This window comes from Mycobacterium sp. NPDC006124 (genome assembly GCF_040614235.1).
Lineage (GTDB): Bacteria > Actinomycetota > Actinomycetes > Mycobacteriales > Mycobacteriaceae > Mycobacterium.
The window spans coordinates 15,285-37,753 of record NZ_JBEXUA010000019.1; the positions used below are offsets into that span (position 1 = coordinate 15,285).

General features: G+C 69.8%; 18 protein-coding genes. 7 read left to right on the forward strand and 11 right to left on the reverse strand.

Annotation, left to right across the window (positions count from 1 at the left end):
- Nucleotides 1-78 precede the first annotated feature (78 nt).
- Complete coding sequence (gene gcvP / locus ABZ195_RS26005; RefSeq protein ID WP_355222830.1) at nucleotides 79-2,949, forward strand: aminomethyl-transferring glycine dehydrogenase; 2,871 nt, start codon at nucleotides 79-81, stop codon at nucleotides 2,947-2,949.
- A gap of 13 nt (nucleotides 2,950-2,962) precedes the next feature.
- Here the strand turns inward: gcvP and ABZ195_RS26010 are convergent, their stop codons facing one another.
- The 11 genes from ABZ195_RS26010 to ABZ195_RS26060 form a co-directional block, all read right to left on the reverse strand.
- Complete coding sequence (locus ABZ195_RS26010; protein ID WP_355222778.1) at nucleotides 2,963-5,014, reverse strand: substrate-binding domain-containing protein; 2,052 nt, start codon at nucleotides 5,012-5,014, stop codon at nucleotides 2,963-2,965.
- A gap of 55 nt (nucleotides 5,015-5,069) precedes the next feature.
- Nucleotides 5,070-7,262, reverse strand: coding sequence for a malate synthase G (locus ABZ195_RS26015; RefSeq protein WP_355222779.1), 2,193 nt, complete (start codon nucleotides 7,260-7,262; stop codon nucleotides 5,070-5,072).
- Nucleotides 7,263-7,335: 73 nt separating this feature from the next.
- Nucleotides 7,336-8,697 (reverse strand): alpha/beta hydrolase-fold protein, encoded by a 1,362-nt coding sequence (locus ABZ195_RS26020; protein ID WP_355222780.1) that lies wholly within the window; start codon nucleotides 8,695-8,697, stop codon nucleotides 7,336-7,338.
- A gap of 45 nt (nucleotides 8,698-8,742) precedes the next feature.
- Nucleotides 8,743-9,972, reverse strand: a complete 1,230-nt coding sequence (locus ABZ195_RS26025; RefSeq protein ID WP_355222781.1) for a lipase family protein — start codon at nucleotides 9,970-9,972, stop codon at nucleotides 8,743-8,745.
- Between the two features lie 17 nt (nucleotides 9,973-9,989).
- Nucleotides 9,990-10,877, reverse strand: a complete 888-nt coding sequence (locus ABZ195_RS26030) for a 3-methyladenine DNA glycosylase (RefSeq protein WP_355222782.1) — start codon at nucleotides 10,875-10,877, stop codon at nucleotides 9,990-9,992.
- Nucleotides 10,870-11,922: a hemolysin family protein gene (locus ABZ195_RS26035; RefSeq protein ID WP_355222783.1), complete on the reverse strand. Its 1,053-nt coding sequence runs from the start codon at nucleotides 11,920-11,922 to the stop codon at nucleotides 10,870-10,872. Before ABZ195_RS26035 ends, ABZ195_RS26030 begins: the two co-directional genes overlap by 8 nt.
- The gene (locus ABZ195_RS26040) at nucleotides 11,922-13,277 is read right to left on the reverse strand and encodes a hemolysin family protein (RefSeq protein ID WP_355222784.1); all 1,356 of its coding nucleotides are present in this window, start codon (nucleotides 13,275-13,277) and stop codon (nucleotides 11,922-11,924) included. Before ABZ195_RS26040 ends, ABZ195_RS26035 begins: the two co-directional genes overlap by 1 nt.
- Before the next feature lie 176 nt (nucleotides 13,278-13,453).
- Nucleotides 13,454-14,893: a GuaB1 family IMP dehydrogenase-related protein gene (locus ABZ195_RS26045; RefSeq protein WP_355222785.1), complete on the reverse strand. Its 1,440-nt coding sequence runs from the start codon at nucleotides 14,891-14,893 to the stop codon at nucleotides 13,454-13,456.
- A 109-nt stretch (nucleotides 14,894-15,002) separates the two neighbouring features.
- Nucleotides 15,003-16,457 (reverse strand): NADP-dependent phosphogluconate dehydrogenase, encoded by a 1,455-nt coding sequence (gene gndA / locus ABZ195_RS26050; RefSeq protein ID WP_355222786.1) that lies wholly within the window; start codon nucleotides 16,455-16,457, stop codon nucleotides 15,003-15,005.
- A gap of 49 nt (nucleotides 16,458-16,506) precedes the next feature.
- Nucleotides 16,507-17,445 (reverse strand): M56 family metallopeptidase, encoded by a 939-nt coding sequence (locus ABZ195_RS26055; RefSeq protein WP_355222787.1) that lies wholly within the window; start codon nucleotides 17,443-17,445, stop codon nucleotides 16,507-16,509.
- Nucleotides 17,446-17,459: 14 nt separating this feature from the next.
- Complete coding sequence (locus tag ABZ195_RS26060) at nucleotides 17,460-17,876, reverse strand: BlaI/MecI/CopY family transcriptional regulator (protein WP_355222788.1); 417 nt, start codon at nucleotides 17,874-17,876, stop codon at nucleotides 17,460-17,462.
- A 171-nt stretch (nucleotides 17,877-18,047) separates the two neighbouring features.
- Between ABZ195_RS26060 and ABZ195_RS26065 the strand changes: the two genes are divergently transcribed.
- From ABZ195_RS26065 to ABZ195_RS26090, 6 genes are all read left to right on the forward strand, one after another.
- Nucleotides 18,048-18,797: an iron reductase gene (locus tag ABZ195_RS26065; protein WP_355222789.1), complete on the forward strand. Its 750-nt coding sequence runs from the start codon at nucleotides 18,048-18,050 to the stop codon at nucleotides 18,795-18,797.
- Nucleotides 18,798-18,988: 191 nt separating this feature from the next.
- Entirely contained in the window at nucleotides 18,989-19,399 is a 411-nt protein-coding gene (locus ABZ195_RS26070; RefSeq protein WP_355222790.1) for a PaaI family thioesterase, read from the forward strand.
- 59 nt (nucleotides 19,400-19,458) lie between these two features.
- Nucleotides 19,459-19,761 (forward strand): urease subunit gamma, encoded by a 303-nt coding sequence (locus ABZ195_RS26075; protein WP_355222791.1) that lies wholly within the window; start codon nucleotides 19,459-19,461, stop codon nucleotides 19,759-19,761.
- 40 nt (nucleotides 19,762-19,801) lie between these two features.
- The gene (locus tag ABZ195_RS26080; protein WP_355222792.1) at nucleotides 19,802-20,113 is read left to right on the forward strand and encodes an urease subunit beta; all 312 of its coding nucleotides are present in this window, start codon (nucleotides 19,802-19,804) and stop codon (nucleotides 20,111-20,113) included.
- Nucleotides 20,110-21,831 carry an urease subunit alpha gene (locus tag ABZ195_RS26085; protein WP_355222793.1) on the forward strand — a complete coding sequence of 574 codons (1,722 nt, stop codon included), beginning with the start codon at nucleotides 20,110-20,112 and terminating at the stop codon, nucleotides 21,829-21,831. The genes ABZ195_RS26080 and ABZ195_RS26085 overlap by 4 nt, the downstream gene beginning before the upstream one ends.
- Before the next feature lies 1 nt (nucleotide 21,832).
- Nucleotides 21,833-22,468, forward strand: a complete 636-nt coding sequence (locus ABZ195_RS26090) for an urease accessory UreF family protein (protein ID WP_355222794.1) — start codon at nucleotides 21,833-21,835, stop codon at nucleotides 22,466-22,468.
- Nucleotide 22,469 lies beyond the last annotated feature (1 nt).

Sequence of the window (22,469 nt, forward strand, 5' to 3'; positions counted from 1 at the left end):
CAGGCACCCGCTACGGGTCGACGACAGAGGGGGAGGACCGCAAGCGGTTCCACGCTCTGACGTGTGAGGGGTCCACTCTTGTCCGGTTCCACCCATGATCATCACCAGCCTCGGTTCGCCGACCGGCACATCGGTCCGGACGCCGACGCGGTCGCGACCATGCTCCGAGTCATCGGCGTGGACACCCTTGGGGAGCTTGCCGAAAAGGCGCTCCCGGCGGGCATTCTCGACGCCCTGACCGCCGACGGCGTGTCCCCGGGCCTCGATCAGCTGCCGCCACCGGCCACCGAGGAGCAGTCGCTGGCCGAACTGCGGGCCATGGCCGACGCCAACACCGTCGCCGTGTCCATGATCGGGCAGGGCTACTTCGACACGCTCACCCCGGCGGTGCTCAAGCGCAACGTCCTCGAGAACCCCGCCTGGTACACGGCCTACACGCCATACCAGCCGGAGATCAGCCAGGGCCGGCTCGAGGCGCTGCTCAACTTTCAGACCATGGTCGAGGAGCTGACCGGTCTCGAGGTGGCCAACGCGTCCATGCTCGACGAGGCCACCGCCGCCGCCGAGGCGATGACGTTGATGCACCGTGCGGTGAAGGGATCCGGGAACACGCTGCTCGTCGACTCCGACGTCTACGCCCAGACCGCGGCGGTGCTGGCCACCCGGGCCGCGCCGCTCGGCATTCGCATCGTCACCGCCGACCTGAGCGAAGGCCTGCCCGGCGACCTGGCCGACGGCGAACTCTTCGGCGTGGTCGTCCAGCTGCCCGGCGCCAGCGGACGCGTCCAGGACTGGAGCCGCGTGGTCGAGCAGGCCCACGAGCGCGGCGCACTCGTCGCCGTCGGCGCCGACCTTCTGGCCCTGACCCTGATCACCCCGCCCGGCGAGATCGGCGCGGACGTCGGTTTCGGCACCACCCAACGATTCGGCGTCCCAATGGGATTCGGTGGTCCGCACGCCGGGTATCTCGCCGTGCACACCAAGCACGCCCGGCAGCTGCCGGGCCGCCTCGTCGGCGTCTCGGTCGACGCCGACGGATCGCCGGCCTACCGCCTGGCGTTGCAGACCCGCGAGCAGCACATCCGCCGCGACAAGGCCACCAGCAACATCTGCACCGCGCAGGTGCTGCTGGCGGTGATGGCGGCCATGTACGCCAGTTACCACGGCGCCGACGGGCTCAAGGCCATCGCGCACAAGGTGCACGGCAACGCCCTCGCCGTCGCGACCGCCCTCGTCGAGGCCGACGTCGAAGTCGTCCACGACGCGTTCTTCGACACCGTGTTGGCCCGCGTGCCCGGTCGCGCCGAGGCGGTCCGCGCGGCCGCCAAGGAGCGGGGAATCAACGTGTGGCTCGTCGACGGCGACCACGTGTCGGTGGCCTGCGACGAGGCGACCACCGCCACCCACGTCGAGGACGTCCTGTCCGCCTTCGGCGCCACCCGCGGTGGACACCACTGGCAGGGCCCCGAGATCGCCACCCGCACGTCGACGTTCCTGACCCACCCGGCGTTCACGAAGTACCGCACCGAGACCGACATGATGCGTTACCTGCGGTCGCTGTCGGACAAGGACATCGCGCTGGACCGCAGCATGATCCCGCTGGGCTCGTGCACGATGAAGCTCAACGCGGCCGCCGAGATGGAACCCATCACGTGGCCGGAGTTCGGCAAGCAGCACCCGTATGCGCCTGCCTCGGACTCGCCGGGACTGCGCAAGCTGATCGCCGATCTCGAGGGCTGGCTGACCCAGCTCACCGGATACGACTCGGTCTCCCTGCAGCCCAACGCGGGCTCCCAGGGCGAGTACGCCGGATTGCTCGCGATCCAGGCCTACCACCTCAGCCGCGGTGACGCGCAGCGCAACATCTGCCTGATCCCGTCCAGTGCGCACGGCACCAACGCGGCCTCTGCCGCCCTGGCCGGGATGCGGGTCGTGGTCGTCGCGTGCCGCGAGAACGGCGACGTCGACCTCGACGACCTGCGTGCCAAGATCGCCGAGCACGGTGACGCCGTGGCGGCGCTGATGATCACCTATCCGTCGACGCACGGGGTGTTCGAGCACGACGTGGAGGAGATCTGCGCGGCGGTGCACGACGTCGGCGGCCAGGTCTACGTCGACGGGGCCAATCTCAACGCGCTCGTCGGCCTGGCCCGGCCCGGGCGGTTCGGCGGCGACGTCAGCCACCTCAATCTGCACAAGACGTTCTGCATCCCGCACGGTGGCGGCGGCCCCGGCGTCGGGCCGGTCGCCGTGCGCAGCCACCTCGCCCCGTTCCTGCCCGGTCACCCGCTGGCCGAGGAGCTGTCCGACACCTACACCGTGTCGGCGGCGCCGTACGGGTCCGCGTCGATCCTGCCGATCACGTGGGCTTACATCCGCATGATGGGTGCCCCCGGGCTGCGGGCGGCGACGCTGACGGCCATCGCATCGGCGAACTACGTCGCCCGCCGCCTCGACGAGTACTACCCGGTGCTCTACACCGGCGAGAACGGCATGGTCGCCCACGAGTGCATCCTCGACCTGCGCGGTATCACCAAGGCGACCGGCGTCACGGTCGACGACGTGGCAAAGCGCTTGGCGGACTACGGCTTCCACGCCCCGACGATGAGCTTCCCCGTCGCGGGCACGCTCATGGTCGAGCCGACCGAGAGTGAGAGCCTCGCCGAGGTGGACGCGTTCTGCGAGGCGATGATCGCCATCCGCCGCGAGATCGACCAGGTCGGATCCGGGGCGTGGCCGGCGGACGACAACCCGCTGCGTGGAGCTCCGCACACGGCCGAGTGCCTCCTGGTCGAGAACTGGGAGCACCCGTACACCAGGGAGCAGGCCGCCTACCCGATGGGCAAGGGCTTCCGGCCCAAGGTGTGGCCGCCGGTGCGCCGGATCGACAGCGCCTACGGCGACCGCAACCTGGTCTGCTCGTGCCCGCCGGTGGAGGCCTTCGCCTAAGGCCCTCGCGGGGCTAGCCCAGGGCGGACGTCAGCGCTGCCGTCAGCTCGGGCCCGGCCGAACCGTTGAGGTTCTGGTAGTCCCCGCCGGTGGTCTGCGCGACGGCCTCCCAGGTGCTCCGGTCGGGGTCGGCGCCGAAGTCGACGACGTTGACCGCGACCGGCCGCGCCTGGTTGAAGGTCTGCTTGATGAAGTCCTGCAGACCGGCGCCGTCGAGCGACTGGTCGGTGTGCGGTCCCGCGGTGATGACGAGCACCGAATTGGGTTGGCCCTCGCGGAAGTTGGCGACCGCCTCGGGGTAGAGCAGGCGCAGCGTGGTGAACGACACCGCGCCACCGTTGCTGGCCACCTGACCGTTGAGGTTGGTGGTCAACACTTGCGAGCGTGGGGTGCCGCCGACCTGCTCGTCGAGCGGTCCCATCGGCACCTCCGAACGCCCCGAGACGCCGTCGAAGGTCCACAACCCGACCGCCGACGTCGGAGGCAGGGCCTGCAGACGTGCGGTGAGCGCGGCGGTGACGTTGGCCAGCCGCGACTTGCCGCCCTCGTCAGCCGTCATCGACTGGTCCAGCAGCACGGTGACCGCCGGGTTCTGCGCCGGAGCGCTGACCAGGTTGGCCAGCGTGGCGCGCATGCCGGGGTCGCCCACTGACAGTGCGGCGGGCAGTGTGCCGAAGTCGGTCACGTCGCTCTGCGGCGGGGTGGTGCCCTCGGCGCGGAAACCTGCCGCCGCGAGGTCGGTCAGCGCTTCGGGCTTACGCAGGAAGCGCGCGAATTCGCTTGCCGCACTCACCTGTTCCTGGCTCAACCAGGTACCGGCCAGCAGCACGGTGGGGTAGTCGGCGACGGCGGCCGGGCCCGAGGGCAGCCAGGCGGCGAGCTTGTCCTTGGCGTCGGACTGCGAACCCCGCTGGAAGATCTGCTGCTCGGTGGCGACCACGGCGTGCACGTCGGCCGTGGCCGGGTCGGCCGCGCCGAGCATCGCGTCCATGGCCGTCGACGTCTTGTCGTCGGCGAGTTTGGGCTGCGCGGCCCGCAGGGTGGCGATGGCGCTCGAACCGGCGGTCGGCGGCTGGCCCTGCGGCGCCGAAGCCGATGCGACGGCCTCGGCGGCCAGATAGGTCGCATCGCTGTCGCCGGTCAGCGGCAACGCCAACTTGAGCGATCCCCACCCGGGCAGGTTCATGCCGTCGAGCGCGGTGGGATTGCTCTGCAGGCCGGGCAGGGCACCCCAGTTGCGTTGTCCCAGTGCGCTCTTCAACTGCGGTCGCATGGCGAGCATCACCGGCGAGGTCACCAGCGAGCGGCTGTCGCTGACCGTCTTCTCTCCGGCCGCGGCCTCGAGGCGGGCCTCGGAGATCGAACTGCCGGGAATCCAGAGTGCCGGCTGCTCACCCAGGTCGCCGGGCCAGGGACCCGAGAAGCCGGTGACCACCTGGTCGGAGTCGGCGGCCTTGACCCCGACCTTGACGCACTTGTCGCCGACGGGCGCGGCGGACTGGTTGTACTTCTCGGCCAGCGGCGTGATCTGGTCGGCAATGGACGGGTCGACCATCACCGCGACGGAGACCTCGCCGGCCACGCACCGCGCGGCGCCGGCCTGGGAGCGCTGCGAGAGCGCGTCACCGAAGAATCGCCAGGCGATGACGGCGCCGACCACCACGACGACGGTCACCAGCGCCACGATCACCCCGACGCTGATCCCGCGGCGCTTCGGGGTGATGGCCCGGTGGCTGCCGGTCCACTCACTGCTCTCCCAGTCGCGACGGTTCGGCGCCCCGGGCGCCGTCGGCAACGCGGTGGTCGCGGCCTCCCGATCCTCCAGACGCGGGTAGCCGCCGTCCTCGTCGCGGCTGCTGGTCGCTTCGCCGTAGCCCGGCTGCTCATGCTCGGATTCGTCGTACCCGTCGTCGTACTCGGCGTAGTCCGCGTCGTCGTCGTACCCGTCGTCGTATCCGTCGTACTTCGGGTACTGATCCGCGTGGGGAGCGCGTGGCTGATCGTCGCCCGCGTCCGGTCCAACCTCCGAGGAATCCTCTGGGTCGGGAATGCTGTGCCTGCCCATTCCTAACCCCTGTGTTCGTTGAGTCGCATGGTCACCTGAACCCGCCGAATCTTAGTCACCGGTTGGCGTGGCGAGCCTTGAACTCCCGGCGGCGGCGATGCAGGATCGGCTCGGTGTAGCCGTTGGGTTGTGCGGCGCCGGCCAGGATCAGCTCCTGGGCCGCCTCGAAGGCGATGCTGGCCTCGGGGTCGGGCGCCATCGGCAGATAATCGGGGTCCTTGGCATTCTGCTCGTCGACCACGGCGGCCATCCGGCGCAGGCTGGCCTTGACGTCCTCGGCGGTGATCACGCCGTGCCGCAACCAGTTCGCCAACAGCTGGCTCGAGATCCGAAGCGTTGCACGATCTTCCATCAGAGCGACGTCGTGGATGTCGGGCACCTTGGAGCAGCCGACACCCGCGTCGACCCAGCGCACCACATAGCCGAGGATCGACTGACAGTTGTTGTCGACCTCCTCGCGGATCTCCTCGGGCGCCCAGGCGAGTTCCTTGGCCAACGGAATGGTCAACAAGTCCTCGAGCGAGGCACGCTTCTTGCCCTCGAGTTCCTTCTGCACCTCGAACACGTCGACCTGGTGGTAGTGCATCGCGTGCAGGGTCGCGCCGGTCGGCGACGGCACCCACGCGGTGGTGGCGCCCGCCTTGGGCTGGCCGATCTTCTGCTCCATCATGTCGGCCATCAGTTCGGTCATGGCCCACATGCCCTTGCCGATCTGGGCCTTGCCGGACAGACCTGCCGCCAGACCGACGTCGACGTTGGCGTCCTCGTAGGCCTTGATCCACGGCTGGCTCTTCATCGCGCCCTTGCGGATCATCGGGCCGGCCTCCATGGAGGTGTGGATCTCGTCGCCGGTGCGGTCCAGGAAGCCGGTGTTGATGAACACCACGCGGTCGGCGGCGGCCTTGATGCACGCCTCGAGGTTCACCGTCGTGCGGCGCTCCTCGTCCATGATGCCGACCTTCATGGTGCCCTGCGGCAGCCCCAGCACGTCCTCGACCCGACTGAACAGCTCGCAGGTGAACGCGACCTCGTCGGGGCCGTGCATCTTGGGCTTCACGATGTAGATCGACCCGCTGCGACTGTTGAGCAGGGGCCCGTTCTGCTCGTCGTCCTTCAGGCCGTGCATCGCGATCATTCCGGTGAACAGGGCGTCCTGAATGCCCTCGGGCACCTCCGAACCATCCTCGAACACGATGGCGTCGTTGGTCATCAGGTGTCCGACGTTGCGCACGAACAGCAGACTGCGGCCGGGCAGGGTGAGTTCGCCGTCGCCGTCGGGAGTGGTGAAGACGCGGTCGGCGTTGAGCACCCGGGTGAAGGACTTGCCGCCCTTGCTGACCTCCTCGGTCAGGTCGCCACGGTTGAGGCCCAGCCAGTTGCGGTAGCCGAGCACCTTGTCGTCGGCGTCGACCGCGGCGACCGAGTCCTCGAAGTCCATGATCGTCGTGACGGCCGACTCCAGCACGACGTCCTTGACGCCAGCCTTGTCGGTCGAGCCGACGGGCGACTCGGGGTCGATCACGATCTCGACGTGCAGTCCGTGGTGAACCAGCAGGATCGAGGTGGGGGCGTCGGCGTCACCGAGGTAGCCGACGAACTCCTCGGGGTGCGCGAGGCCGACCTTCTCGTCGCCGAGAGCGACCTCGAGCCGGCCGTCCTCGACGGTGAACGCGGTGGCGTCGGCGTAGGACCCGGACGCCAGCGGCACCGACTCGTCGAGGAAGCCACGGGCGTAGGCGATGACCTCGTCGCCGCGCACCCGGTTGTAACCGCCGTCGCCCTTCTCGGCGCCGTCGGTCTCGGGGATGACGTCGGTGCCGTAGAGCGCGTCGTAGAGCGAACCCCACCGGGCGTTGGAGGCGTTGAGGGCGAACCGCGCGTTGAGTACGGGCACCACGAGCTGCGGGCCTGCGGTGCTGGTGATCTCCTCGTCGACGCCCGAGGTGGTGATCGTGAAGTCGTCCGGTTCGGGAAGCAGGTAGCCGATGTCGGTGAGGAAGGTCTGGTACTCCTCGGCGTCGAACGGGCCGATGACGCGCTGGCGGTGCCACTTGTCGATCTGGGCCTGCAGTTCGTCGCGGCGGGCCAGCAGCTCCTCGTTCTGCGGCGCGAGATCGGCGACGACCTTGTCCACGCCCGCCCAGAAGCTGTCGGGGTCGACACCGGTACCGGGCAGGGCTTCGTTGGTGACGAAGTCGTGCAGCACCCGTGCCACTCGCAGATTTCCGACGGTCACGCGGTCAGTCATGGTTTCCTCTCTCAAGCGTCGATCCAGCTTACCCGTGGGTAAAACGCGAACCGTGCCGCCAGGTGGGTGGGCCTCAGGCAGTCGGCACGTCACCGGGCAGGGGCACCACGGGTGCCGAGGGCGTGCCCAGTCGACCGGCCAGCCACGGCAGCGACGCGGCGAATGCCCTGCCCGCCGCAGCCAGGTCGTGGCCGTCGGCCACCGGCACGACCGAACAATCGACGCCGTAGGAGCTTGCCAGTGGACACAGGTAGGACGCCACCGCGAGGTGGTCCTCCAGACCGACGTCCCCTGGTGGCCCGTCGGGCGCGACGCCGCCGGCAGGGTAGTGGACCGTCGCCCCCGCGGTCGAGACCGCGAACCATCCCGCCAGCCCGGTGTACGGGCCGTGCGCCGACATCACGCTGGCCGGGTCGAAGGCGGCGAAAGCCGACTCGTCCCCGCCGAACAACCGCGCGACGGTCTGCTGGCGCGACCCCGCCGTCGGGCCGAGTTGGCCGTCCACGTCGACGAAGCTCGAGAACAGCTCCGGATGCATCACGGTCGTGAGCAGTGCGCACGTTCCGCCGGCGGACCACCCGACGAAACCCCAGCGGGACGGGTCGACGCTGGTGCCGAAGTGCGATTCCACGAAGGGCACCACGTCCTTGGTGAGGTGGTCGGCGGCGTTGCCGCGCACACCGTCGACGCATTCGGTGTCGTTGGCGAACTCGCCGCTGGTGTCGACGAACACCAGGACGGGTGCGTTGCCGTCGTGGGCGGCGGCGAAGGCGTCCGCACTCTGGCGGGCCCCGCCCGCGGTCGGCCAGTCCGCAGGGTGACCGAACTCACCCCCGGCCATGAGCACCACGGGCAACGGGGGCGGGGTGTCACCGGCGAACCAGGCGGGCGGCAGATACACCAGCTCGTCGCGGTGCGGGAAACCCGAGGCGCCGTCGCCGATGCGGACCGACACCAGCGTGCCGGCCGTCGGATGCGCGTGGCGGCCGCGCATGTCCCGAACGCCGGCCTCGTCGGTCTGAGTCGGCAGCGCTGCCCCGGTGACGCGGCCCAGCGCCGAGTTCACCGTCGGCAGGTAGCCGGTCCAACCGTCGACCAGAAGCGCCGAGCATGCCGCGCAGAGCGGGATCGCCAGCAGTGACGCCACCCGCCGCCACCAGCGGGTATGCCGCCAGCCGAGAACCGCCACCCCGACCGCCAGGCCCGTCACGGCGACCCACGGCCACAACAACACGGGCGCGGGATCGTCGGACAGACCCTGGTCGGCGACGAACCAGTAGCCCGCCGCGGCGAGGGCGACCCCGGTCGCGGCGGCGATCGGCAGCCACCTCAGCCGCCAGGTTCGCGACCGCCAGCCGATGGCGGCGAGTACCACCGCCAGGGTGACCGCCTGCAGGACGACCGGCACCCAGCCGCGTACGAGGGAGACATCCACCAGACCAGGTATCGCAAACGGACTCGTGATTTAGCTGAGCGCGGGTCAGCCGGTCGGCGGCACCGGGCAGTCGTTCTGCGGGGCGGACCCGGCGAAGCGACCGGTCAGCCAGGTGACCGGAGCCGCGTCGGGCGCACCCAGCGTGATCACGTCGCCCATGCCGCACGCCGCGGTGACGGCCGCGCCGGTCCACTCCGGCGGGATCGGGCCCTCGGGGCCGTCGGGCACGATCAGCATCGGCGCCGCCGCGGGGGCTTGGGGCAGCGTCGTCTTCTGCAGATACCCGCGCAGCACCTGCTCGGCGTCCGGGCCGTCGGGCCGCAGGTCGGCGGGTCCGATCCGTTCGACCGCATGGGTCCGGTCGGCCACCGCGGGCCCCCAGCACGACGACAGGACGTCCCACTGCTGCTTCACCACGCCATGCCGGTAGGCGTCGAGCGGAAAGTCGTCGTTCTCGTGGCCGAGCGCGGCCAGATACTGCTGCAGCGTGGTCTGCTGGTCCCTGGTCAGCGTGCCGTTGGCGGCGGCGTCGGCCAACCCGCCGAGCGCGGCGGTCGGCCGGATCGCGGCGACGCCCACCAGGGTGAGGCCACCGCGGTAGTCGGCGGCCAATTCGTCGGCTGCCCAGGCCGCCTGCCCACCCTGGCCGATGCCGTAGGCCGCGAACGACGTCGACGCGGACGGCACCAGCGTGCGTGCGGCGCGGACCGCGTCGATCACGTTGTAGCCCTCGGTCGTGGAGTCCAGGAACGGGTGGTACCCGTTGAACGGCCCGATGCTCGGGTCGGCCGAGGAATGGTCGGTGTCCCGCAGGCCCAGGCCCTGGTAGTCGGTGGCGGTGACGAGGAAGCCGGCGTCGAGCAGCGCGGCGACGTCCTTCGCCGAGCCCATCAGGGAGGGTGACGCCGACGGCGCGCACGGTGCCTGGATGCCCGTCGCGGGGTGGGCGAACGCCGCGATCGGCCATCCGCCCGGTGGCGGGGTGCCGTTCGGCACGAACACCGTGCCGGTGACCAGGGAGTGGCTGTCGTTGACGCCCGAGGTGGACTCGTAGACGATGCGCGCGGCCAGCGAGCTCCTGTCGCGCAGTTGCTGGTCGAGGTCGACCAGCCCTTCGGCCGACACCAGGGCGCCGGGCCCGGTGTGACTGAAGTCGGTGGTCAGGGCCGGCCCACGAGGTGGACCGGGCTGCGGCGGGCCGGAGGTGGTGCCGCACGCGGAGAGGATCCCGCAGGCCAGGGTCAGTACGCCGATCACCACGCCGGTGCGTCTCATCGGTGCGTCGCCCCTTCTCAGCCGTCTGCGGCCTCGATCAGCTCGCCACACCAGCCAAGCATCGCTACCCGCAAGGGAGCTGCCCGTCGAGCGAGAGCTTCCTGTGAACGGACGTATTCAGCTCGGCCCGTGGGGGTTTCGATCGCAATGGGGGAGAAGCCGTAGGACGCGAGATCGTATGGACTGGCACGCATGTCCAGCATCCTGGCCTCGGCGGCGAGGTCGAGGCAGTCCATCAGCAGCTCCGAGGGAATCAGCGGGCCGAGCTTGTAGCACCACTTGTACAGATCCATGTTGGCGTGCACGCAGCCGGGTTGTTCGGTGGCGACCTGGGTCTCGCGGCTCAGTGTCTCCGCGTTGCGGGGGGCGGCCGGCTCGGTGAAGAAACGGTAGGCGTCGAAGTGGCTGCAGCGCAACGGAATCGACTCGACCACCTCGTCGGTGCCCGCCGAACCCAGGCGCAGGGGCACCTGGCCGTGACGTAGGTCGGCGGCGCGGTAGACCATCGCCCACTCGTGCAGCCCAAAGCAGTTGAGCCGTGCGGGACGCTCGGCGGTCGCCCGCAGCAACCCGGCGACGAAGGTGACGGTGTCCAGGCGCGCACGCAGGAGTTCGCCGCCCACCGTGACGGCGGTTCCGACCCGGTGATAGCCGGTGCGGTCGAGGAATGTCTCGGCCGCCGCCCCGTCGAGCGCGACGCCGAAACCGGGATGCCACCGCCGCAACTGCCGAGGCCGCAGACTGTAGTAGCTGAACAGGAAGTCCCACACCGGGTGTGCCTCACCGCGGCCGGCCCGTACCCGGTGCGGACCGAGGAACGTCTCGGCTCGCTCGAGGTGACGGCGCTCGCGGTCGGTCCAGTCGGACTCCGGGAGCACGACGGGTGCGACGGCCGTGTCAGACACGGTGCGTTCCGTCGCGCACCGTCCCCACCAGATCCTCGACCAGGTCCTCCAGGGCGACGACCGCCGTCACCCGGTCGTCGGTGGTGACGAGTGCGAGGTGACTGTTGTCGCGGCGCAGCCGGGTCAGCGCGTCGGGAACGGTCGACGACGCGGCCAGCCGGGGCAACGCCCGAATCGTGCCCACGTCGACGACCGCGTCGGGATCGCTCATCAGGCCGAGCACGTCCTTGATGTGCAGGTAACCCAGGAACGCGCCGGTGGTGTCGGTGACGGGGAAGCGGGAGTAGCCGGTGTCGACGAGCGCCCGTTCGATGGCCGCCACCGTGGGGCCGAGCCCCGGGCCCGCCACCGGAACCGCCCGAATGTCGGCCAGGGGTATCGCGACGTCGGCCACCACGTGGGTGCGTACCTGAAGGGCGCGGGTCAGCCGGCCGTGCTCCTCGGGATCCAGCAGACCCTCCGACAGCGACTCGGCGATCATCTCCGAGAGCTCCACCGTCGACACCGTGACGTCGAGTTCGTCCTTGGGTTCCACGCCGAACGCCCGCAGCGTCGAGTTGGCGCACCAGTTGTAGAACGCGATGAACGGCTTGGCCAGCCGCATGTAGACCAGGTACGGCGGAATCAGCAGCATCGCCGCGGACTCCGGACCGGCGATCGCGATGTTCTTCGGGACCATCTCGCCGAGCAGCACGTGCAGCGTCACGACCACCCCGAGCGCGATGACGAACGACACCGTGTGCAGCACCGTGTCGGGAATGCCCACGACACCGAAGGGCACCTCCAGCAGGTGCGCCACCGCCGGCTCGCCGACCCGGCCCAGCAGGATCGAACAGATCGTGATGCCCAACTGGGCGCCCGCCAGCATCAGCGACAGCCTTTCGCCCGCCCGGATGACGGTGACCGCGCTCTTCTTGCCCTGTTCGGCCAGGGCTTCGAGTCGGTCGCGGCGGGCCGAGATGAGGGCGAACTCCGCACCCACGAAGAACGCGTTGGCGCCGAGCAGCACCACCGTGAGGAGCACCCCGAAGACGTCGGATCCCATCAGCGATCCTCCTCCTCGGACTCGCCGCGGCGGCCCAGGGCGGTGAGCTCCAGCAGGTCGATGCGTCGGCCGTCCATCTGGATCACCGTCGCCTGCCAGTGCACGGGATCGTCGAGTGGGCCGTCGGGGTCGAACTCGGTGAGCTCGACGGTCTCGCCGGGTTGGGGAATGTGACCGAGCTCCTGCAGGATCAGCCCGCCGATCGTCTCGTAGTCACCCTCGGGTGGCCGGAACGACGTCTCGCTCTCGACCTCGTCGATGCGCAGCAGCCCCGAGATGCGCCAGCCGTCGCGGACCTCGACCACGTCGAGGGTGGCGTCGTCGTGTTCGTCGCGCACGTCGCCGACGATCTCCTCGATGAGGTCCTCGACGGTGACCATGCCTGCGGTGCCGCCGTATTCGTCGACGACGAGCGCAGTCTGCAGACCGTTCGCGCGGATCTGCGTCATCACGGCGTCGCCGTCGAGGCTGGACGGCACCGTGGACACGGGCCGGGCGATGGCGACCAGCTGCGTGGTGGCGCGCGCCGAGTGAGGCACGGCGAAGGCCTGCTTCACGTGCACGATCCCAACGGTCTCGTCCAGGTCGCCTGCGGTGATGGGGAACCGCGAGAACCCGGTGTCGATGGCCTTGAGGATCAGGTCGGCAACGGTGTCGTCGACGTGCAGGGACTCGATCTTCGAGCGCGGCGTCATGAGTTCCTCGGCCGAGCGCTCACCGAACTGCAGCGAACGGTCCACCAGGTCGGCCGTGCTGGCGTCCAGCGAGCCGCTGCGCTTGGAGGTGCGCACCAGCGAGACGAGTTCCTGCGGGGAGCGGGCGGACCGCAGCTCCTCGGCGGGCTCGATGCCGAGCCTACGCAGGATCCAGTTCGCGGTGCCGTTGGTCACCTTGATGGCCGGGGTCAGGAACCGGGAGAACCACCACTGCGGCGGGGCCGCCCACCTCGCGGTGGGCGACGGTTTCGCGACGGCCAGGTTCTTGGGCACCAGCTCGCCGAAGATCATCGACACGGAGGTGGCGATCAGCAGCGCCAGGCCCAGCGAGATGCCGTCGAGCATGGACTCGGGTACGCCGATCAGCTCCAGCGGCGTGTGCAGGAGCGTGGCGACGACGGGTTCGGCGAGGTAACCGGTGGCCAGCGTCGTGATCGAGATGCCGAGTTGGGCGCCGGACAGCTGGAACGACAGGGAGCGGTGGGCCTTTTGGACGTAGGCATCGCGCCATCCGCCGGACTTGGCGTTGGACTCGACGGTGCTGCGTTCCAGCGCGGTCAGCGAGAACTCGGCGGCGACGAAGAGCGCAGTCCCGGCCGTGAGCAGCAGGAAGGCAACCAGACTGAGGGCCAGGCTCATCGGAGCCTCGCACCACGGGCGCCGGGCTCGAGGCCCGGCTTCCTACTGGAGGGTTCGGCGTCGGACGGCTCCGGGGAGGCCCGTTCAGGTTCCGGGGCCTCGGCGGGTGCCTGCGGCACGTGTTCCCTTTCGATCGGCGGCGAGATGGCCCAATCGTAGCGGGGTTGACGCCAAGGTCACCAGCCCGACGGCAGTGGATGCCCCTCTGCGAAGCCGGCCGCGGACTGCACGCCGAGCACGACCTTGTCGTGGAGTTCCTCCAGCGTCGTGGCGCCGACGTAGGTGCAGGTGCTCCGCACACCTGAGGTGATGTGGTCCAGGAGGTCCTCGACACCACCGCGTGCCGGGTCCACGCTCATCCTCGACGTCGAGATGCCCTCCTCGAACAGCGCCTTGCGGGCCCGGTCGAACTGGCTGTCGCCCGAGGTCCGCGCCGCAACGGCACGCTTGGACGCCATGCCGTAGCTCTCCTTGTAGAGCCGGTCGTCGCGGTCGTAGAGCAGGTCGCCCGGCGACTCGTAGGTGCCGGCGAACCATGAGCCGATCATCACGTTGGAGGCTCCGGCGGCGAGCGCGAGTGCGACGTCACGGGGGTGGCGCACGCCGCCGTCGGCCCAGACGTGCCCACCCAATTGCCGTGCGGCAGCTGAACATTCGACGACCGCCGAGAACTGGGGACGTCCGACGCCGGTCATCATCCGGGTGGTGCACATCGCACCGGGGCCGACACCGACCTTGACGATCGAGGCACCGGCGCTGATCAGGTCGCGGGTGCCCTCGGCCGAGACCACGTTGCCCGCCGCCAGCGGGAGGCCGAGACCCAGCGACGACACGGCCTTGATGGCGTCGAGCATCTTGAGCTGGTGGCCATGGGCGGTGTCGACGACCAGCAGGTCGACGCCCGCCTCGGCCAGCGCCTGCGCCTTGGCCGCGACGTCGCCGTTGATGCCGACCGCGGCGGCGATCCGCAGCCGGCCGGAGTCGTCGACCGCGGGGGAGTAGATGCCCGCCCGGATCGCACCGGTGCGCGTGAGCACCCCGGCCAGGCGACCGTCGGGGCCGGTCATCACCGCGACCCCGATCGGGTTGTGTTCCAGCTGGTCGAACACGGTGCGCGGATCGGTGCCGACCGGTGCGGTGACGAAGTCGACCGTCGCGACGTCGCGGACCCGTGCGAACCGGTCCACCCCGCGGCAGGACGCCTCGGTGACCAGGCCGACCGGTGCGCCGTCGGCGTCGACGACCACCGCGGCTCCGTGGGCGCGCTTGTGGATCAGGGCGGTGGCGTCGGAGACCGAATCCTCCGGGGAGAGGGTGACGGGCGTGTCGACGACGACGTCTCGGCTCTTGACGAACTCGACCATGTCGCGCACAGCGGAGGTCGGAAGGTCTTGCGGCAGAACGACGATGCCACCGCGTCGGGCGACCGTCTCGGCCATCCGCCGGCCCGCCACGGCGGTCATGTTCGCCACGACCACCGGGATGGTGGTGCCCGAACCGTCGGTGGTGGACAGGTCGACGTCGAACCGGGACGCGACGTCCGAGCGTCCCGGCACGACGAAGACGTCGTTGTAGGTCAGGTCGTAGGGCGGGTGATGCCCGTCGAGGAACCGCATGCCCCCAGCCTAGTTCGCACCGTCGCGCGTCGAGTGTGCGGTCAGATCGCCATCTGGCGAGCGATCGCGATCCCCCAGCACACTCGACGTCGGGAGGGAGGGCTAGGGGTCAGGCAGGGGACTCGCTGCGGTCACCGCTCCACTGGGTGTGGAACTTCTTGCTCGGGTCCTCGTCGATGCGGCCGTAGGTGTGCGCACCGAAGAAGTCGCGCAACCCCTGGGTCAGGGCGGCGGGCAGCCGCTCGGTGCGCAGCGCGTCGTAGTACGACAGCGCCGAGGCGAACCCGGGCACCGGAATGCCCAGCTCGGTGGCCTTCACGACGACGCGGCGCCAGCTGTCGATGCCGGCCTCGACCGCGTCGCGGAAGTACGGCGCGGCGATGAGGGTGGCCAGCTCGCCGTTCTCGTCGTAGGCCTCCTTGATGCGGTTGAGGAACTTGGCGCGGATGATGCAGCCGCCCCGCCAGATGGTGGCCATGTCGCCCAGGGTGATGTTCCAGTCGTATTCGGCGCTGCCGGCCTGAATCTGGTTGAAGCCCTGGGCATAGGCGATGATCTTGGACGCGTACAGGGCCTTGCTGACGTCGTCGACGAACTGGTCGGCATCGTCGGGCTTGGTGCCCAGCTCGCCGGAGGCCAGTTCGGTGGTGGCCTTGCGCTGCGCGACCGAGCCGGACAGGGCGCGGGCGAACACGGCCTCGGCGATGCCGGTCACCGGCACCCCGAGGTCGAGCGCGGACTTGACCGTCCAGCGGCCGGTGCCCTTTTGCTCGGCCTCGTCGAGGATGACGTCGACCAGCGGCTTGCCGGTCTTGGCGTCCACCTGCTTGAGCACCTCGGCGGTGATCTCGATCAGGTAGCTGTCCAGGTCGCCCTTGTTCCACTCGGCGAAGATGTCGGCGATCTCGGGCGCGGACTTGCCCAGGCCGTCGCGAAGCAGCTGGTAGGCCTCGCCGATGAGCTGCATGTCGGAATACTCGATGCCGTTGTGGACCATCTTGACGAAGTGGCCCGCCCCGTCGGGGCCGATGTGCGTGCAGCACGGAACGCCGTCGACGTGGGCGGAGATCTCCTCCAGCAGCGGGCCGAGGCTCTTGTAGGACTCGGCGGGTCCGCCGGGCATGATCGACGGTCCGTGCAGGGCGCCCTCCTCGCCGCCGGAGATGCCGGCGCCGACGTAGTGCAGACCGCGCTCGCGGATGGCCTTCTCGCGGCGGATGGTGTCGGTGTAGAGGGAGTTGCCGCCGTCGATGATGATGTCGCCCTCCTCCATCGCGTCGGCGAGCTCGTCGATCACGGCGTCGGTCGGGTCTCCGGCCTTCACCATGATCAGGACGCGGCGCGGCTTCTCGAGCGTGGCGAGGAATTCAGGAATCGTGTTGCCGCGCACGAACTTTCCTTCGTCACCGTGTGCCTCGAGCAGCGCGTCGATCTTGGCGGTCGTGCGGTTGTGCAATGCAACGGTGTATCCGTGATGGGCGAAGTTGCGAGCGATGTTGGACCCCATGACGGCCAGTCCGGTGACGCCGATCTGAGCCGTTGCATTCGTTTCGGGCGAGCTCACGGGCAGCCTTTCGTAGTTGGGTCGACGCAGGGAGGTTCGAGAATCGAATCTAGCCGGTGATGAGCCGCTGCAACTCGGTGAGCCAGGGGACCGCCAGCGCGACGGTCGGCACGACGAGCAGCGCCGCGGCGGTGACATAGGCCGCGACGGCGAGGGGGACGCTGTTGGGCTTGCCGCAGAGCCGGCGGACCCGGGTCACGGTGTGCGGCCCGCCCGCGGCGAGCGCGCCGGAGGGGGCGCGGCAGGACGCGCATGCGACCAGTGCCCGGGCCAACGGCGTCGGACCGGCGGTGCGGACCGCGGCGTCGTCGGCGAGCAGTTCGATGAGCAACCGCACGGCGTCGAGGGCGTTGGCACTGCGGACGAAGCGGGGGAAGGCGGCGTGCACGGCGGTGAACATCTCGAGCACCAGGTCGTGGCGGGCCCTCAGATGCGCGTGCTCGTGGCTGAGGATGGCCGTCATCTCGGTGTCCGACAGCGCGGTGAGCGTCCCTTCACTCACCACGACCCGACTGCGGACGCCAGGTAGGCAGTAGGCCAGCGGCTGGGCGACGTCGAGGATGCGAAGGCCGTGGGAGCGTCGCAGCGAGGGGTCGTGACATCGGCCGAGGAGGTCGACGAGCATGCGGTGGTGGGCCCGTCGCCGCCGCGTGGCAATGGCCACCTGCACCACGGCCACGATGAGACGGGCGCCGATCAGGAGGGTGAGTGCGAAGACCACGACGTAGAGCAACCACAGCGGCCACCCGAGGACTTCGATCTCACTGGTGACCGTGGCGGTGGGCCGACCGTCCGGTCCGGGGACGAAGAGCCGGCTGGCGATCGCGATGCCCGCGCTGAACGCGGACAGCACCGCGGCCAGCGCCACCGACTGCCACAGCACCACCGCGGCACGCGGGGCGCGCAACGGCCACGACGAGCGCGCCAACAACGCTGGCACTGGTCCTATGAGGAGCAGCGCGACTGCGGCGAAGGCCAGCGCGGACACACTCCCAGTGTCCCTCAGGCGGTACCCGGATTACCAGCGGCCGGGGCAGAAACGTCCTTGGCCTCCAGTTCGGCCAGTGCGCGTCGCAGGGCATCGGCCTCGTCGGCCCCCACCCGCTCGACGAAGTGGACGAGCGCGGCCCGTCTGCTGCCAGAGTCCGAGGCCTGGTCGAGGGCGTCGACCATGAGGCCGGCCACCAGTTCGTCACGGCCGTGGGTAGGCGCGTAGCGATGGGCCCGGTCGTCGCGATGCTGCACGACGAGGTTCTTCTTGGCGAGGCGCTGGAGGACGGTCATGATCGTCGTATAGGCCAGGTCTCGCCGCGCCGCCAGTGCTTCGTGCACCTGGCGGACGGTCTGGGGTTCGCGCGAGGACCACAGGTGGTCCATCACCTCGCGTTCGAGTTCCCCGAGTCGCGTCTGTTTGGCCATTTTTCGTTCACTCTCCTGAGCAATGGGATCAGGGTACTACGCGCTTACTACCGTGCGTCGTATGAGTCGCGGGGCGCCGCTGCCCGGCCCTGTCTGTGAGTCGAGTCACGAAGGCTTCTCCTGCTCGTCGGCCTCACTATAGTAAGGCTATCCTAACTACAGGAGGTGCCCATGACGGTCGTGGTCGACGACCCACTCATCGCGCGGATGGCGGTCGACACGCCATTGCCGCTGCACGAGTCCAGCCGGCGACTGCGGGAGCTGTCTCCCGAGTGTCCTCGGGTCTACGGCGTCGCCGTCATGGCCGATCTGTCCCGGCGGCGGTGGTGGCCGCTGACCGACGCGCTCGACGGTGGTCGGCTTCGTGCGATGTTCGACGCCGCGGTCGCCGAGACCGACAACCGCGTCGCCGTGACCCAGCAGCTCGCTGCGACGCTGGCGCACGTCGTCCTCGGACGCGTCATTCCCCTGCTCGTGCTCGAGGGCAGGGCATGGGACACCGGCGCGGAGAACCTCTGGGTGCACGTCGACTCGGAAGGCGCCATCGACTGGGTCGGCGTGGTGGACGCCACGCTGCGGGCACTGCCGGACGACGCGAACCTCCACGCGGGCGCCGGGATCGTCGCGCTGCCCAACGAGGCCGCGTTGACGACGTGGGTGGCTCATCGCAGCCACCGCTCGCTGCGCCCGCTGTTCGACGCTCTGGTCGAGGCCTGTGCCGGCGCGATCTCGACGGACGCGATGTGGCACGGCGTGGGTACCGCGGTCGTCAGCGCCGCCACCCAGGTTCCGCTGCTCGCCGGGTCGAGCGAGCTGGTGGCCATGCGGCGAGGGCAGGCCGTCCTCGACGCCCTGGTCGGCTTTGGAGCTCCCGTGCGGGGAGTGCGCCGGGCCCACCCGGGGAAGGCCTTGCTTAATTAGGGCAGCCTTGCCTATATTGATCCCGGGCGATCAGAACGCTTCGAACCACCGGACCGCCGCGGAATCCTGAGGGCTGCAGAGATCCCCGGTCCATTCGAGGGTGGGCCCCGCACGCGTCTCGCGTGCGGGGCTCACCCGTTTTTCCGGGGTCTTCGTCCTCGCTTCGTGCCGGGCGTGTAGACAATTCTCTTGTGACGACTTGGATGCCGAACGGCGTGGGTGGCGGATTCGACGACGAGATTGGCCTCACGTACCTGGACGTGACGCCGGACGGCGCGAAGGCGCAATTGACGGTCGACGCCAGGCACCTTCAGCCGCACGGCATCGTGCACGGCGGGGTCTACTGCGCCATCGTCGAGAGTGTCGCCAGCGTCTCGGCGGCCACGTGGCTCCAGGCCAAGGGCGCCGGAAGCAACGTCGTCGGGGTGAACAACAACACCGACTTCCTGCGTGCCATCACCGCCGGAATGGTCACGGCCGTGTCCACCCCGATTCACCGCGGTCGCCGGCAGCAGATCTGGCTCATCGAGATCACCGACACCAACGACAAGATGGTCGCCCGCGGTCAGGTGCGTCTGCAGAACCTGCCCACCGAGGCCTGAGCCCGGGGTATTCGCGCGTGCGCTGCTGAGTGCCGCCCGCCGTGGCAGGATCGCGATCTATGCGCCTGTCACCGCACGAGCAGGATCGGCTGCTCATCTCCTACGCGGCCGAACTCGCCCGCCGACGTCAAGCGCGCGGTCTGCGGCTGAACCACCCCGAGGCCGTCGCCCTCATCACCGACCACATCCTCGAGGGCGCCCGCGACGGTCGTACCGTCGCCGAGCTGATGAACAGCGGGCGTGAGGTGCTCAGCCGGGCCGACGTGATGGAGGGCGTGCCGGAGATGCTCGACGACGTCCAGGCCGAGGCCACCTTCCCCGACGGCACCAAGCTCGTCACCGTCCACCACCCGATCGCCTAGGGCCGGCGATGAGCGCTTGCGCGAAGAGCAGAGGGCACCAGTGATTCCAGGCGAAATTCTCTACGGTGACGGCGACATCGCGATCAACGACGGTGCCGATCGGATCGAGATGGACGTCGTCAACACCGGCGACCGACCCGTGCAGGTCGGCAGCCACGTGCACCTGCCGCAGGCCAACGCGGCGCTCGACTTCGACCGCGAGGCCGCCCACGGACACCGGCTCGACATCCCGGCCGGTACGGCGGTGCGCTTCGAACCCGGTATCTCTCAGCACGTCTCGCTGGTGCCGCTCGGCGGCAGTCGCGAGGTCCACGGATTGTCGCTGACACCACCCGGAAGGCTCGACTCGTGAGCGAACTGTCACGGAGCCGCTACGCGGCGCTCTTCGGCCCCACCACGGGAGACCGCATCCGGCTCGCCGACACCGACCTGTTCATCGAGATCACCGAGGACCGCAGCGGTGGCCCCGGACGCGCCGGTGACGAAGCCGTCTTCGGCGGCGGCAAGGTGTTGCGCGAGTCGATGGGCCAGTCCCGCGCGACGAGGGCCGACGGTGCCCCCGACACCGTCATCACCGGTGCGGTGATCGTCGACTACTGGGGAATCATCAAGGCAGACATCGGTATTCGCGATGGCCGCATCGTCGCCATCGGCAAGGCCGGCAACCCGGACGTCATGTCCGGCGTCCACCCCGACCTGGTGGTGGGACCGTCCACGGAGATCATCGCGGGCAACGGCCGCATCCTCACCGCCGGTGCCATCGACTGTCACGTCCACCTGATCTGCCCGCAGATCATGGAGGAGGCGCTCGGCGGCGGCATCACCACGATCGTCGCCGGCGGCACCGGCCCGGCGGAGGGCAGCAAGGCCACCACCGTCACGCCGGGCTCCTGGCACCTGGCCCGCATGCTCGAGGCGCTCGACCATTGGCCGCTCAACGTGCTGCTGCTTGGCAAGGGCAACACCGTCAGTGCCGACGCGATGTGGGAGCAATTGCGCGGCGGCGCTGCGGGATTCAAGTTGCACGAGGACTGGGGCACGACGCCCGCCGCCATCGACGCCTGTCTGACCGTGGCCGATGCGGCCGGTGTCCAGGTCAACCTGCACTCCGACACCCTGAACGAGGCGGGCTTCGTCGAGGACACCCTCGCGGCGATCAACGGTCGCGCCATCCACGCGTACCACACCGAGGGCGCCGGAGGCGGGCACGCACCGGACATCATCACGGTCGTCTCCCACGCCAACGTGCTGCCCAGTTCGACCAATCCGACGCGGCCGCACACCGTCAACACTCTCGACGAGCACCTCGACATGCTGATGGTGTGCCACCACCTCAACCCCAGCGTGCCAGAGGATCTCGCGTTCGCCGAAAGCCGGATCCGGCCGTCGACGATCGCCGCGGAGGACCTGCTGCACGACATCGGCGCCATCTCGATGATCGGCAGCGACGCCCAGGCGATGGGCCGCATCGGCGAGGTGGTCCTGCGCACGTGGCAGACCGCGCACGTGATGAAGAAGCGCCGCGGCGCACTCGAGGGTGACGGGGGAGCCGACAACAATCGAGTCCGCCGCTACGTCGCGAAGTACACGATCTGCCCGGCCGTCGCCCACGGTGTCGACCACGAGATCGGATCGGTCGAGGTCGGCAAGCTCGCCGATCTGGTGCTGTGGGAACCGGCGTTCTTCGGGGTGCGGCCGCATGCGGTCATCAAGGGCGGCATGATCGCGTGGGCGGCGATGGGTGACGCCAACGGGTCGATCCCGACCCCGCAACCGGTGTTGCCGCGACCGATGTTCGGCGCCTCGCCGGCAGCGGCGGCAGCGACCTCGGTGCACTTCGTCGCGCCCCAGGCCGTCGACGACGGCCTGGCCGACCGGTTGGCCGTCAACCGCCGACTCGTCCCGGTCCGCGACGTGCGCAAGGTCGGAAAGGCCGACATGCCGCTCAACGACGCCCTGCCGCGCATCGAGGTCGACCCCGACACGTTCACCGTGACCATCGACGGCGACGTCTGGGCGGAACAACCTGCCGTCGAGCTGCCGATGGCGCAGAGATACTTCCTGTTCTGAGATGTCGAACCTCTCGACCCTGCTCGTCCTCGCCGACTCCCGGCTGCCCACCGGTGGTCACGTCCACTCCGGAAGCGTGGAGGAGGCCGTCACCAGCGGTCTGGTCAGGGACGTCGCGACGCTGAGGGCGTTCCTGCGCCGCCGCATCCGCACTACCGGACTGGTCACCGCCTCGGTCGCGGCGGCCGTGCACGCCGGCACGCTCGACCTGGTCGCCGCCGATCTCGAAACCGACGCCCGCACACCGTCTCCCGCGGCCCGCATTGCGTCGCGCGCGCAGGGCCGGGGTCTGATGCGGCTGGCGCGCAAGGTGTGGCCCGAGGGGGAGTGGGACGCCGTCGGCCCCAAACCTCATCTGGGCGTAGCCGCGGGTGCCGTCGGCTCGGTCAGCGGGCTGCTGCCCGAGCAGACCGCCGCCTCGGTGGTCTATACGACCATGACGGGCTCGGCGACCGCCGCGCAGCGTCTGCTGGCTCTGGACCCCGGCGACGTCGCCGCCCTGACCTTCGAGCTCGCCGCCCTGTGCGACCAGACCGCGGCCGAGGCCGCCAAGGAGCTCGCCGACCTGTCCGACCCCCTGCTCGACGTGCTCGCCCAGCGGCACGCCGAGCGCGACCGTCCGCTGTTTGCATCCTGAA

Excerpts from the sequence above, each read along its gene's own strand:
- ABZ195_RS26010 (WP_355222778.1), bottom strand. The coding sequence starts at position 5,014 with ATGGGCAGGCACAGCATTCCCGACCCAGAGGATTCCTCGGAGGTTGGA.
- ABZ195_RS26040 (WP_355222784.1), bottom strand. The coding sequence starts at position 13,277 with ATGAGCCTGGCCCTCAGTCTGGTTGCCTTCCTGCTGCTCACGGCCGGG.
- ABZ195_RS26075 (WP_355222791.1), top strand. The coding sequence starts at position 19,459 with ATGCGCCTGTCACCGCACGAGCAGGATCGGCTGCTCATCTCCTACGCG.
- ABZ195_RS26065 (WP_355222789.1), top strand. The coding sequence starts at position 18,048 with ATGACGGTCGTGGTCGACGACCCACTCATCGCGCGGATGGCGGTCGAC.
- ABZ195_RS26060 (WP_355222788.1), bottom strand. The coding sequence starts at position 17,876 with ATGGCCAAACAGACGCGACTCGGGGAACTCGAACGCGAGGTGATGGAC.
- ABZ195_RS26025 (WP_355222781.1), bottom strand. The coding sequence starts at position 9,972 with ATGAGACGCACCGGCGTGGTGATCGGCGTACTGACCCTGGCCTGCGGG.
- ABZ195_RS26015 (WP_355222779.1), bottom strand. The coding sequence starts at position 7,262 with ATGACTGACCGCGTGACCGTCGGAAATCTGCGAGTGGCACGGGTGCTG.
- ABZ195_RS26045 (WP_355222785.1), bottom strand. The coding sequence starts at position 14,893 with ATGCGGTTCCTCGACGGGCATCACCCGCCCTACGACCTGACCTACAAC.
- ABZ195_RS26035 (WP_355222783.1), bottom strand. The coding sequence starts at position 11,922 with ATGGGATCCGACGTCTTCGGGGTGCTCCTCACGGTGGTGCTGCTCGGC.
- ABZ195_RS26090 (WP_355222794.1), top strand. The coding sequence starts at position 21,833 with ATGTCGAACCTCTCGACCCTGCTCGTCCTCGCCGACTCCCGGCTGCCC.